Here is an 11,804-nt window from a genome sequence, read left to right on the forward strand (position 1 = left end):
CATGGCCAAGTATGACAAGGCCGATCTCGAACGGCGGATGAAGGGCGCAGTGGAATCGCTGCGCAGCGATCTGGGCGGTTTGCGCACCGGGCGCGCCAATACCGCGCTGCTCGATCCGATCATGGTCGAAGTCTACGGCAGCAAGATGCCGCTCAACCAGGTTGCGACCGTTTCGGCGCCCGAGCCGCGGATGCTTTCGGTCCAGGTCTGGGACAAATCGAACGTCACCCCGGTAGAAAAGGCGATCCGCTCGGCCGGGCTCGGGCTCAACCCGATCAACGACGGCAACAACATCCGCCTGCCGATCCCCGATCTTACCGAAGAACGCCGCAAGGAGCTGGCCAAGCTGGCGCACTCCTACGCCGAAAAGGCCCGGATCGCGATCCGCAATGTCCGCCGCGACGGGATTGACAACCTCAAGGCCGACGAAACCAAGAAGGAAATCTCGGAAGACGAGCGCAAGCGCGGCGAGACCGAGGTCCAGAAGCTGACCGACGACATGATCAAGGCGGCGGACGAAGTCGCCGCGCAGAAGGAACAGGAAATCCTCGGCAAGTGAGTTCCGCTCCCGCCCGTGACGGTGGGGCGACCCACGGCGCGCGCCATGTCGCCATCATCATGGATGGCAACGGGCGCTGGGCCAAGAAGCGCCACCTGCCGCGTGCGATGGGACACCAGCGCGGGGTGGAGGCGGTGCGGACTCTGGTTCGCGCCGCGCGCGAGATGGGGCTTGAGGCGCTGACGCTCTATGCCTTCAGCACCGAGAACTGGCGCCGCAGCGAGGACGAAGTCTCGACCCTGATGGGGCTGCTCAAGCGATACATCCAGGCCGACCTTGAGGAATTCGTTGCCAACAACGTCCGTCTGCGGATCATTGGCGACTACCGGATGCTGGCCGCCGACATTGTCGCGCTGCTCGACGAAGCGCTGGAGCGGACTGCCGGGAACGATGGCACTACGCTGGTTGTCGCGCTCAACTACGGCTCGCAGGACGAAATCGCCCGCGCCGCCGCCAAGGCTGCAGCCAAGGGTCCGATCACGCCCGAAACGATTGAGGCCGAACTCGACACCGCCGGCCTGCCGCCGCTCGATCTGCTGATCCGCACCTCGGGCGAGGTGCGGCTGTCGAACTTCCTGCTGTGGCAGGCGGCCTATGCCGAGATGGTCTTCACCGAGGTGCTGTGGCCGGATTTTACGCCAGAGCATCTGGCTGAGGCACTGGCGGAATTTGCAGGACGGGAGCGGCGCTATGGCGGGCGGTGAGGTCAAGAATTCCGACCTCGGCGTTCGGGCGCTGTCGGCGATCGTGATGATCGCGGTGGCCGGGACCGCGCTGTGGCTTGGCGGGTGGGGTTGGACGCTGTTCGTCACGGCGGTCGGGTTCGGTGTGCTGCGGGAATGGTGGGGCCTGGTCAAAGGGTTTGTGAAATCCGCGCCAGGCAGAGCCGTCTGGTTGATTGGCGGGCTGGTCTATGTCGGGCTCGCGGTGGCCATGCTTATTGCTCTCAGGGGCGATCAGCTCGCTGGTTGGATTGTCCTGACTTGTGTGGTCCTGGGCGTGATTGGCACCGACATCGGGGCCTATTTCGCAGGCCGCACCCTCGGTGGCCCCAAGATTGCGCCGAAGATCAGTCCTTCAAAAACATGGTCCGGACTTGGCGGCGGAATACTGGGGGCGAGTTTGGGGCTGTTTCTGGCCATCATGCTGGCCACTGGCCCTGCCAACGGTTCGGAATCCGGCCGCGGATATGGCGAAGGCTATGACTTCTCAGTGGATGTCGTTGTCGGAAGCCCGCTGACTTTCCTGCTGATTGGCGCCTTGCTGGCGATCACGGCCCAGGCCGGAGACTTCTTCGAAAGCTGGATGAAACGCCGCGCCGGGGTCAAGGATTCGGGCCATCTGATCCCGGGCCACGGCGGCCTGTTTGACCGCGCCGACGGCATGATCGCCGTGCTGTTCGTTCTCGGTCTGCTTGCTTTCGGGTTGATCGGCGGAACCCTGCTTGGCGGCGGCTCGTTGCTGCCGTCGCCGGCATGACCACCCGCACCATCACCATCCTCGGCGCGACGGGCTCTGTCGGCGCTTCCACGCTGGACCTGGTCCGGCGCGAGCGCGACAAGTGGCGGGTGGAGACGCTGACGGCCAATTGCCAGGCGCAGGAACTGGCCGCGCTGGCCCTCGAGTTTGGGGCGGAACTGGCGGTGGTGGCCGATCCCTCCTGCCTGCCGGAACTGCGCGAAGCCCTCGCTGGCAGCGGGATCGAAGCACTTGGCGGGGCCGACGCACTGGTCGAAGCCGCCGCGCGCCCGGCCGATCTGACCCTTGCCGCGATTGTCGGTTGTGCCGGGCTCGCGCCGACCATGGCGGCGATCGAGCAGGGCAACACTGTCGCGCTGGCCAACAAGGAGGCGCTGGTTTCGGCCGGCGACGTCATGACAGCGGCGGTCGCCCGGCACGGCACCACACTGCTCCCGGTCGACAGCGAGCACAACGCGATCTTCCAGTGCCTGGCCGGCAATGATCCGGCCCACGTCCGCTCGATCACGCTGACTGCCAGCGGCGGACCGTTTCGCGAATGGAACCACCAGCAACTTGCCGCCGCTACCCCGGCGCAGGCGGTCAGGCATCCCAACTGGTCGATGGGCGCCAAGATCAGCGTCGATAGCGCCACCATGTTCAACAAGGGCCTCGAACTGATCGAGGCGCACCACCTGTTCCCGGTCGGGCTGGAGAAGCTGCGGATCGTGATCCACCCGCAATCGGTGGTCCATTCGATGGTCGAATTTCGCGACGGATCGACACTGGCACAGCTTGGCCCATCGGACATGCGGGTGCCGATCGCTTCGTGTCTGGCCTGGCCAGCGCGAATGGATACGCCGTGCGAACCGCTTGATCTTGCCGCGCTGGGCGAACTGACCTTCCGTGCGCCCGACGAGGACCGCTTTCCCGCGACCCGGCTGTGCCGCCAGGCGGCGGAGCAGGGCGGGGCGGCCCCGGCGGTGCTCAATGCTGCGAACGAAATTGCCGTCGCCGCGTTCCTGTCCGGACAGACTGCGTTCACCCGCATCGCGGTAATGGTCGAGGAACTAATCGGGCGCTATGCTCCCGCTGCTCCGGTTTCGCTGGGCGATGTGATCGCCATCGATGCCGAAGCGCGGCGCCGCGCGCACGAATTATTGGAGCTTGCCTGACTTGATCGAATCTCCCTCATTCCTGATGACCATCGGCGCATTCTTGCTGCTGCTTGGCCCACTGATTGTGCTACACGAGCTGGGCCATTACTGGGCCGGCCGCTTGTTCGGCGTGCGCGCGATGACTTTTTCGGTCGGGATCGGGAAGGAACTGTGGCACAGAATCGACAAGCGCGGCACCCGCTGGCGGATCGCGGCCTTTCCGCTAGGAGGCTATGTGCTGTTCGCCGGCGATGCCGATGCCACCAGCAAGCCGGACGCGGCCATGGCCAATGCCAGCCCGGAGGAACTCAAGGGCACCTTTCCCGGCGCCCCGATGTGGCAACGCACCCTGATCGTGCTGGCTGGACCTGTCGCCAACCTGCTAGTCGCGGTGGCGATCATTGCCGCATTCTCGATGGCCTATGGCGTGCCCAACCAGAGCCCGATTGTGCGCGGTTTCGCAGATGCATCCGATGCCAAAGCTGCCGGAGTGAAGCTTGGCGACCAGATTGTCGCGGTGAATGGCAGCGGGGTCGATAGCGCTGACGAAGTTACCCAAAGGATCGCGATTTATCCTGGCGGGATGGTTGACCTTACTTTGATCCGCAACGGTAATGAGCTTGAGGTTCCTGTAAAGCTGACGCCCATTTCGGTAGATGATGGACTTGGGAACAAAGCGCAGATTTCGAATCTTGGGCTCGATTTCGCAGCTCCGGTGATTGCGCAAGTCGGTACTGGGACCGCGGCTGAGCAAGCTGGTCTGCAAGCTGGCGATCGGATCGTTTCGCTTAACGGCAATGCGATCTCCAGCTTCGGAGAGGTTGCTGACTATGTCAGGCCCCGGGCTGGACAAAGTCTGAAGATTGGAATTCAGCGCGGCAACCAGCTGCTGGCTGTTGACGTGGTACCTCGCCCTGTTGAAGTTACCATTGCCGAGGGTCAGAAAGAGACCGTCGGGCAACTGGGAGTGAGCAGCGGCGAACGCAACCGGCTCGGGCCGGTTCGCGCGGTGGTTTACGGGTTCGACGAGAGCATCGACATCATGCAACGTATGGCGATCGGGTTGAAGCAGATCGTCACAGGCGAACGCTCGGTCAAGGAACTCGGCGGACCGATCAAAATTGCGCAATATTCAGGCCAAAGCCTTAACGTTGGCTGGGATGCGTTTATCGGTCTCGTCGCCCTCATTTCAATTAATTTGGCATTCATCAACCTCCTGCCAATCCCGACTTTAGACGGTGGGCACCTGGCAATGTATGCCGCGGAAGCAGTCCGCCGCAAACCGCTGGGTGTTCGCAGTCAGGAATGGGCATTTCGCGGCGGCATGGCTTTGGTGCTGGGGCTGGCGGTGTTCGTTACCTTCAACGATCTGGTTTCGCTGTTCGCCAGTTGAGGTGAAAAACGAGCCGGAATGCGGGAAAACTGCGGACGGTGACGGCAAGTTAGCTTGATCGAAACAGGCGCATCGGGCAGAGGGCGGCGACGTATCTGCAAGCTGCGCATATCTTGCCCTGAGCCGGGCTGGTCCGTGGCCAAATATTGACTGGAAATGGCGTGCCGATGACTAACTCTTCCGTGGACCGCAAACAGACCCTGCGCACCGGCCTGCCGATGGCTGCGCTGCTTTTGGGATCCACGATCCTGGCCGGCATTCCCCAAGCCGCACTGGCACAGGATGCGGCAGCGCCTGCCGCCGCCGCGTCGGCTGCGGACACGATCAAGTCAATCAACGTGGTCGGCTCGCAGCGCCTCGAACCCGATACCATCCGCACCTATATCAAGCTCAGGATCGGCCAGCCCTATACCCAGGCCGGAGGCGACCAGGCGTTGAAGGACTTGTTCGCAACCGAACTGTTTGCCGATGTCCAGATTCGCAACGATGCTGGCAACGTGACGATTGAGGTCAAGGAAAACCCGGTGATCAACCGGATCATCCTGGAAGGAAACAAGCGGCTCAAGGCCGACAAGATCCTGCCCGAAATCAAGCTGGCCCCGCGCCAGATCTTCACCCGGTCGAAGGTGCGCGCCGACGTCGCCCGGATCATTGAGCTTTACAAGCGCCAGGGCCGGTTCGCCGCTTCGGTCGAACCCAAGATGGTGATGCTCGAGCAGAACCGTGTGGACATCGTGTTCGAGGTTTCCGAAGGTCCGAAGTCCAAGGTCCGCAAGATCAACATCATCGGCAACGATGCATTTGACGATGGCGAACTGCGCGGTGAGATGATCACCAAGCAATCGAGCCTGACCCGGATCTTCAGCTCGGGCACCACCTATGACCCGGACCGGATGGCCTTCGACCAGCAGAAGCTGCGCCAGTTCTACCTGACCAAGGGCTATGCCGATTTCCGCGTGGTTTCGGCCGTGGCCGAACTGACCCCGGACAAGAAGGACTTCATCCTGACCTACGTGGTCGAGGAAGGCCCGCGCTACAAGTTCGGCGACGTGAAGGTTGAAAGCCAACTGCGCGATTTCGACGGTGACCGCCTCGCCACCCAGCTGCCGATGAAGAAGGGGGACTGGTACAACGCCAAACTGGTCGAAGACACAATCGACCGACTGAACGAAACCCTCGGCACCTTCGGCTATGCCTTCGCCGACGTGCGGCCCGACTATGCCCGCAGCAAGGAAGACCTGACCATGGGTCTGACTTTCCAGATTGCCGAAGCGCCGCGCGTCTATGTCGAGAAGATCGACGTCAACGGCAACACGCTGACCCAGGACAAGGTGATCCGCCGCGAGTTCCGCCTGGCTGAGGGCGATGCGTTCAACTCGCTGCAGGTCAAGCGCTCGACTGCGCGGATCAACTCGCTCGGCTATTTCCAGGAAAAGTTCGAGATCGAGCAAAAGCCGGGTTCGGCGCCCGACCGAATCATCCTCGAAGCCAATGTCGAGGAAAAGCCGACCGGCCAGCTGCAGCTTTCGGCGGGTTATTCCAGCCTTGAAGGCCTGATCTTCCAGGGCGCGGTCGAACAGCGCAACTTCCGCGGCCGCGGCCAGACGATCGGGCTCAACCTCGCCTATTCGAACTATTCGAAGCAGGTCGATATCAGCTTTACCGAGCCCTACCTGTTCGATCGCAACATTTCGCTGGGCGTGAACGTCTATCGCCGCGATCTCAACAATTTCAACCAGTTCCAGCGCGATCGCGAATCGACCTTCCAGCAGGCTACCACCGGCTTCCAGTTGCGGGTCGGATTGCCATTGACCGAATATATCTCGGCGGTGGGCAGCTATACCCTGAACTACGACAGCATCTCGGTCGACAAGACCCAGTACTTCTCTGACCGGCAAAATCCGCCGACTCTGGAATGCGATCCGATCCTGTCGGGCCGGTACTTGTGCGACGCGTTGGGCAAGCGGACCAGCTCAATCCTGGGCACCAGCTTCATCTTCGATTCGCTTGACAACCGCTACCGTCCGACCCGCGGCAAGTCTGCCTCGGTCAGCTTTGATTTCGCCGGCCTGGGCGGATCTGTGAAATATTTCCGCGTCCGTTCGAATGCGGCGCGTTACTGGCCGATCGGCAAGGGCTTTGTTTTCTCGCTGCGGGCCGAAGGTGGCGCAATCGCGCCGCTCAATAAGGAAAGCCCGACCGCGGGGGTTGAATCGATCAGGCTCAATGACCGGTTTTATCTGGGTGAGCCGCAGTTGCGCGGGTTCGATATTCGCGGCGTTGGCCCGCGCATCCTGCGCCGGTTCTATAAAGCTGACGGCACGCTCAATCTCGACCGTGAGCAAATCCAGGACGACGCACTTGGTGGCCGCTTCTTCTACCTTGGCCACGCCGAACTGGAGATCCCGCTGGGTTCGGGTGCCAAGGAACTGGGCCTGCGGCCATCCATTTTCATGGACATTGGTGCAGTCTGGGGTCTGCGCGCACCGATCGAGCAGGCTGCTGCCTACCCTCAGGGGATATTCTTCCCGCAGCGCGATACAAGCGGCAATGCGCTCTACACGCAGATCAACGTTGCCACACTTAACCCCGCTGGCGTTTGTACTCCGGGGACCGCGACTGGCGATGTCACCACCGTTACCAGCCCAACCAATCCGACCCCGCCGAGCTGCCTTGGCTCTGCGAATAACATTCCGCAGGGGTCAACCTATCCTGCCTTCTCCGAACTGTTCGTCGGAAACTCTGCCAAGCCGCGCATCTCGGTAGGTATAGGGGTCAACTGGAATTCACCGTTCGGTCCGTTCCGGATCGACTTTGCCCATGCTATTACGAAGGTCGACGGTGATGACACCAAGTCCTTCACATTCAACGTAGGAACCCAATTCTGATGACCAAGATGTTCAAGGCCCTTTGCGGCACCGCCCTTGCGCTGGCACTGGTTTCGCCGGCTGTTGCCCAGAAGAAGCCCGCTCCGACCGCTGCGGCCCCTGCCGCTGCCCCGTCCGGTCCGATCGTTCCGGGTCTCGGTGTGGCCAATCTCGATGCAGCCGTTGCCAATTCGAATGCTTATCAGGTCGCTGCGCAGCAGCGCCAGGTGACTTACAAGGCCACCTATGACCAGGCCCAGGCCCGTGCCACTCAGATTGATGCCGAATTGAAGGCGCTGGTCGACAAGTTCAACGCCGATAAGACGGCGAAGAAGCCCGACGCGATCCTGCAGCAGGATTACCAGGCAATCCAGCAGCGCCAAGAGCGTGGCAAGCAGGAATTGCAGCAGATCCTGATGCCGGTGATGATGTCGGAAGCTTACGTCAACGAGCAGATCACTGAGAAGCTGGATGCGGCTGTACAGGGAGCGATGGCCAAGAAGGGCGTCACGATTTTGTTGCAGCCGGATACTGTCATTGCGCGCGCCAACGCTTATGAGCTGACCCCGGCGATCATCGGTGAGCTTAACACCATGCTGCCGACTGCCAACCTTGTCCCGCCGCAGGGCTGGGTGCCGCGCCAGGTGCGCGAACAGCAGGCCGCGCAGCAGCAGCAGGGCCGACCCGCTGCAGCGCCGGCCGCTGGTGCTCCTGGTACCGCCCCGGCTCCGCGTCCGGCCGGTCCGCAGCCTGACGGTCGCTGATCGGGGTGGGGGCAGTATGAGCGAAGATACCGCTCCGGCTTACGACATTCCTAGGATCCTGGCCGCCCTGCCGCATCGTTACCCGATGCTGCTGGTCGATCGGGTCCTCGAAGTCGGTGAGGAAACGATCACCGCGGTCAAGGCGGTAAGTTTCAACGAAGGCTTCTTCCAGGGGCATTTTCCGGGCCGCCCGATCATGCCGGGCGTGCTCCAGATTGAGGCGTTGGCTCAGGCCGCAGGAATCTTGGCAATCGAAAGTCTTGGCCTCGCAGGTACCGGCAAGCTGGTCTATTTCATGGCGATCGAAGAAGCCAAGTTCCGCGCTCCCGTGGAACCCGGCGTGCTGCTGACGCTGGAGGCCGGTTTCGTCCAGAAGCGCAGCCGCGTCTGCAAGTTCTGGGGCAAGGCTTCGATTGACGGCAAGGTGACCTGCGACGTCCAGTTTACCGCGATGATCGCAGACGCTTGATTTCTGCTCAACTGGCGGCTAAGCGCGCCGCTTCCCATTTCAGGCCGGTCGGAACCGGCCACTAGCGAAAGAGAATTGCCATGAAGTCCGAAGGACATCCCGACTACCACACGATCAAGGTCCAGATGACGGACGGCACCGTGTTCGAAACTCGCTCCACCTGGGGCAAGGAAGGCGATACGCTGGTGCTCGAAATCGATCCGACCTCGCACCCGGCCTGGACCGGCGGTACCCGCCAGGTTGACCAGGGTGGCCGCGTGGCCCAGTTCAACAAGCGCTTCGGTGGCCTCTCGCTCAAGAAGAACTGAGCGTCCGGCATTCAGCCTCAAACAGAAAGGGCGGCCTGATCGGGCCGCCCTTTTTGCATGGCTCTGCCAGGAAGGTTCAGTCTTCCGAGATTTCCCGAACCTCTGCCTCGCTGATCGGGCGAAGGAATTCGACGCCCGCGCGCGAATCGCGGACCCAGCGGACCACGGCCTGGATCGTCCAGTCCGAAGTCACTGCAATTCCGACAAACATTCCGGTGCGCAGCCAGGCCGCGTCGCATTCCAGCGCGCAACCGAACGTGGAAACGTCGCGAATCCGGGCTTTGGAGCGATCGCCGTGGCTGGAGCGGATAGTGGCCCGGCTGTGCGCGAACAGCCGTGCAACGCGGCGAGTTTGCGGTCGCGCCGGTCGGCTCGAGACACTTTCCAGTTTCAACTTTGCGGCCACAGGTTTCCCCTTTCCCAAGGACCAATACCTGGCAGCCTAGATAGGCACGGTTAACAAACCGCTCGTGTTTGGAAAATCTTTGCCGCGTCGGGCCTGCGCATTGGGCAGGTCGGGATCGCGCAGTTTTCCCTTCCAATCCGCCAGAGGTTGTGCAAAGGCGCGCGCCTGCAATGACTGCCGCCAGGCAGCATGGCCGTGGCGATCGTAGCTCAGTTGGTTAGAGCGCCGGTTTGTGGTACCGGAGGTCGTGGGTTCGAACCCCATCGATCGCCCCATTTCTCCTTTGCGTTGAGTCAATGCGGATTGCACCGCCAAACTCCACTTGGCGCTTGCCGCAAAGGGGCGCTCCTGCCAAAGCGTGGCGCAGATTCTTCCAAACGCTGGGTCCATGCACGGCTACGCCAATCCTGCCCGTTTTCTGCGCCTTGCGCGCATTCTGACCGGGCCTTTTCTCATCGCCGGGATAGCGCTGTCGCTTGCGGCAGCGGCTTGGGGGCTGTTCGGTGCCCCGGCAGAGCGCTTGCAAGGAGATTCGGTGCGCATCCTGTTCATCCACGTCCCCGCCGCCTGGCTCGGGATGGGGGGATGGACCGCGATTGCCCTTGCCAGCATGGCAGAACTGGTCTGGCGCCATCCGCTCGCCGGAATCGCGGCCCGCGCGATTGCCCTGCCCGGGGCGGTCTTTGCCTTGCTGTGCCTGGTTACAGGCTCGCTGTGGGGCCGTCCCGCCTGGGGCACCTGGTGGGTGTGGGATGGGCGGCTGACCTCGATGCTGGTGCTGTTTTTCCTCTATTGCGCCTACATAGCGCTGGCCGATGCCGCCAACCGTGACGGCGAAAACGGATCGCGGCTGCCGGCCATTTTCGGACTGGTTGGCGCGGTCAATATTCCGATCATCCACTATTCGGTGCTGTGGTGGAACAGCCTGCACCAGCCGCCCTCGATCTCGATGGGCAAGAGCGAGATGGCCCCGGCCTTCCTCTATGGGCTGCTTGCCGCGACGATCGGTTTCTCGTTGATCTTCGGGGCGGTGGTGCTGATGCGGATGCGCGCGATACTGGCCAATGCTCAGGCCGAAGCCCGCCTGCGGCGCCGCGCGATGGAGGCAGTTGATGTATGAGGGCCTGAACCACTGGGGCTTTGTGATCGCCTCCTATGCGATCGGGTTGGGCGGTACGGCGCTGCTGATCTTGCACAGCCTGCTGACCATGCGCCGGGCCGAAGCCCGCCGTGACCGGGCCCGCGAACAATGAGCGGCGCGATCAAGGCCAAGCACCAGCGGCTGGTGCTGGTGCTGATCGCGCTGGCGGCGCTGATCGGTGCCGGACTGCTGGCGGCCTGGTCGCTGCGCAGCCAGGCCTCGTTCTTCTATCTGCCTGCCGAGATGGCCGCCAAGCCGCCTGAGCCCGACCGGGCGGTGCGCCTCGGCGGGATGGTTGAGGCGGGCTCGCTTAAGACCGATCCGGATGGTGTGACGATCCGCTTCGTCGTGGGCGACGGCAAGGCCCGCATCCCGGTGATGTTCAAGGGGATCGTGCCTGACCTGTTCAAGGAAAACTCGGGCGTGGTGGCCGAGGGCAAGCGGGCTGCCGATGGCACCTTCGTCGCTGACAATCTCCTCGCCAAGCATGACGAGAAATATGTGCCGCGCGAAATGAAGGAAATGACCGAGGCTCAGGCTCGGCAGACCGTGGAAGTAACCAAGTGATCGCCAGTCTCGGTCTTGCGGCGCTTTGGTTCGCGGCAACGCTGGCGCTGTTGCAGCTGGCCGCCGGGGCCATGTCGGTTCGCCAGCCAGGCCATCCGCTGACCACACTGGTCCGCCCGCTGGCGGTGGTGCAGGGCGCGCTGGTTTCGATCGCCTTTGCCGCGCTGGTCTGGGTGTTCTGCGTCACCGATCTGTCGGTGCTGCTGGTCGCCAAGAACTCGCACTCGGCCAAGCCGTTCCTCTACAAGTTTGCCGGAGCCTGGGGGAACCATGAAGGCTCAATGCTGCTGTGGGTGATGGTGATGGGCCTCTCAGGCGGGTTCCTCGCCCTGGTCGAAAAGCGCCTGCCCGAGCGGACCATGCTGGCGACCCTGACTTCGCAGGCCTTTGTCAGTCTGGGGTTCTACGCTTTCCTGCTGCTTTCTTCGAACCCGTTTACGCGGATCGATCCGGTTCCGGCAGACGGCATGGGCCTCAACCCGCTGCTGCAGGATCCCGGCCTCGCCTTCCACCCGCCGACGCTCTATTTCGGCTATGTCGGATTGTCGGTGGCCTTCAGCTTTGCCGTCGGCGCGCTGCTGACCCGCGAGGTCGGACCCGCCTTTGCCCGGGCGATGCGGCCGTGGGTGCTGGGCGCCTGGATATTCCTGACAGTCGGTATCACTGCGGGTTCCTATTGGGCCTACTACGAGCTCGGCTGGGGCGGCTGGTGGTT

General features: G+C 62.6%; 14 protein-coding genes and 1 tRNA gene. 14 read left to right on the top strand and 1 reads right to left on the bottom strand.

Going from position 1 to position 11,804, the window contains the following annotated elements; all coding sequences use genetic code 11:
• The first annotated feature begins 1 nt into the window (after position 1).
• From frr to rpmE, 9 genes are all read left to right on the top strand, one after another.
• The gene (gene frr, locus B2V17_RS03350; RefSeq protein ID WP_292995181.1) at positions 2-559 is read left to right on the top strand and encodes a ribosome recycling factor; all 558 of its coding nucleotides are present in this window, start codon (positions 2-4) and stop codon (positions 557-559) included.
• A gap of 59 nt (positions 560-618) precedes the next feature.
• Positions 619-1,263: a polyprenyl diphosphate synthase gene (uppS, locus tag B2V17_RS03355; RefSeq protein ID WP_292995283.1), complete on the top strand. Its 645-nt coding sequence runs from the start codon at positions 619-621 to the stop codon at positions 1,261-1,263.
• Entirely contained in the window at positions 1,250-2,038 is a 789-nt protein-coding gene (locus B2V17_RS03360; protein WP_292995183.1) for a phosphatidate cytidylyltransferase, read from the top strand. The genes uppS and B2V17_RS03360 overlap by 14 nt, the downstream gene beginning before the upstream one ends.
• Entirely contained in the window at positions 2,035-3,192 is a 1,158-nt protein-coding gene (dxr, locus tag B2V17_RS03365) for a 1-deoxy-D-xylulose-5-phosphate reductoisomerase (protein WP_292995185.1), read from the top strand. Before B2V17_RS03360 ends, dxr begins: the two co-directional genes overlap by 4 nt.
• Positions 3,193-3,217: 25 nt before the next feature.
• Positions 3,218-4,567 carry an RIP metalloprotease RseP gene (gene rseP / locus B2V17_RS03370; RefSeq protein ID WP_292995186.1) on the top strand — a complete coding sequence of 450 codons (1,350 nt, stop codon included), beginning with the start codon at positions 3,218-3,220 and terminating at the stop codon, positions 4,565-4,567.
• A 218-nt stretch (positions 4,568-4,785) separates the two neighbouring features.
• Positions 4,786-7,455 (top strand): outer membrane protein assembly factor BamA, encoded by a 2,670-nt coding sequence (bamA, locus tag B2V17_RS03375; RefSeq protein ID WP_292995285.1) that lies wholly within the window; start codon positions 4,786-4,788, stop codon positions 7,453-7,455.
• Positions 7,455-8,198, top strand: a complete 744-nt coding sequence (locus tag B2V17_RS03380) for an OmpH family outer membrane protein (RefSeq protein ID WP_292995188.1) — start codon at positions 7,455-7,457, stop codon at positions 8,196-8,198. The genes bamA and B2V17_RS03380 overlap by 1 nt, the downstream gene beginning before the upstream one ends.
• Before the next feature lie 16 nt (positions 8,199-8,214).
• Positions 8,215-8,667: a 3-hydroxyacyl-ACP dehydratase FabZ gene (fabZ, locus tag B2V17_RS03385; RefSeq protein WP_292995190.1), complete on the top strand. Its 453-nt coding sequence runs from the start codon at positions 8,215-8,217 to the stop codon at positions 8,665-8,667.
• An 80-nt stretch (positions 8,668-8,747) separates the two neighbouring features.
• Positions 8,748-8,975 carry a 50S ribosomal protein L31 gene (gene rpmE, locus B2V17_RS03390; RefSeq protein WP_292995192.1) on the top strand — a complete coding sequence of 76 codons (228 nt, stop codon included), beginning with the start codon at positions 8,748-8,750 and terminating at the stop codon, positions 8,973-8,975.
• Positions 8,976-9,051: 76 nt separating this feature from the next.
• On the opposite strand, the gene B2V17_RS03395 is transcribed toward rpmE, so the two are convergent.
• Positions 9,052-9,381, bottom strand: coding sequence for a PilZ domain-containing protein (locus B2V17_RS03395; protein WP_292995194.1), 330 nt, complete (start codon positions 9,379-9,381; stop codon positions 9,052-9,054).
• Positions 9,382-9,579: 198 nt separating this feature from the next.
• On the opposite strand from B2V17_RS03395, the gene B2V17_RS03400 reads away from it, so the two are divergent.
• From B2V17_RS03400 to ccsA, 5 genes are all read left to right on the top strand, one after another.
• Positions 9,580-9,656 (top strand) — tRNA-His (locus tag B2V17_RS03400).
• Between the two features lie 113 nt (positions 9,657-9,769).
• The gene (gene ccmC / locus B2V17_RS03405; RefSeq protein WP_292995196.1) at positions 9,770-10,501 is read left to right on the top strand and encodes a heme ABC transporter permease CcmC; all 732 of its coding nucleotides are present in this window, start codon (positions 9,770-9,772) and stop codon (positions 10,499-10,501) included.
• Positions 10,494-10,634 (top strand): hypothetical protein, encoded by a 141-nt coding sequence (locus B2V17_RS03410; protein WP_292995198.1) that lies wholly within the window; start codon positions 10,494-10,496, stop codon positions 10,632-10,634. Before ccmC ends, B2V17_RS03410 begins: the two co-directional genes overlap by 8 nt.
• Entirely contained in the window at positions 10,631-11,089 is a 459-nt protein-coding gene (ccmE, locus tag B2V17_RS03415) for a cytochrome c maturation protein CcmE (protein WP_292995200.1), read from the top strand. Before B2V17_RS03410 ends, ccmE begins: the two co-directional genes overlap by 4 nt.
• Positions 11,086-11,804, top strand: a 719-nt coding sequence (gene ccsA, locus B2V17_RS03420) for a cytochrome c biogenesis protein CcsA (protein WP_292995202.1), incomplete at its 3' end; no start/stop codon positions are given. The genes ccmE and ccsA, both read left to right, overlap by 4 nt.

Source organism: Novosphingobium sp. UBA6272 (assembly GCF_002440635.1).
Lineage (GTDB): Bacteria > Pseudomonadota > Alphaproteobacteria > Sphingomonadales > Sphingomonadaceae > Novosphingobium.

Coding starts and splice junctions, on each gene's coding strand:
- fabZ (WP_292995190.1), top strand. CDS start 8,215: ATGAGCGAAGATACCGCTCCGGCTTACGACATTCCTAGGATCCTGGCC.
- uppS (WP_292995283.1), top strand. CDS start 619: ATGGATGGCAACGGGCGCTGGGCCAAGAAGCGCCACCTGCCGCGTGCG.
- rpmE (WP_292995192.1), top strand. CDS start 8,748: ATGAAGTCCGAAGGACATCCCGACTACCACACGATCAAGGTCCAGATG.
- frr (WP_292995181.1), top strand. CDS start 2: ATGGCCAAGTATGACAAGGCCGATCTCGAACGGCGGATGAAGGGCGCA.
- ccmC (WP_292995196.1), top strand. CDS start 9,770: ATGCACGGCTACGCCAATCCTGCCCGTTTTCTGCGCCTTGCGCGCATT.
- rseP (WP_292995186.1), top strand. CDS start 3,218: ATGACCATCGGCGCATTCTTGCTGCTGCTTGGCCCACTGATTGTGCTA.
- ccmE (WP_292995200.1), top strand. CDS start 10,631: ATGAGCGGCGCGATCAAGGCCAAGCACCAGCGGCTGGTGCTGGTGCTG.
- bamA (WP_292995285.1), top strand. CDS start 4,786: ATGGCTGCGCTGCTTTTGGGATCCACGATCCTGGCCGGCATTCCCCAA.
- B2V17_RS03360 (WP_292995183.1), top strand. CDS start 1,250: ATGGCGGGCGGTGAGGTCAAGAATTCCGACCTCGGCGTTCGGGCGCTG.
- dxr (WP_292995185.1), top strand. CDS start 2,035: ATGACCACCCGCACCATCACCATCCTCGGCGCGACGGGCTCTGTCGGC.
- B2V17_RS03410 (WP_292995198.1), top strand. CDS start 10,494: ATGTATGAGGGCCTGAACCACTGGGGCTTTGTGATCGCCTCCTATGCG.
- B2V17_RS03380 (WP_292995188.1), top strand. CDS start 7,455: ATGACCAAGATGTTCAAGGCCCTTTGCGGCACCGCCCTTGCGCTGGCA.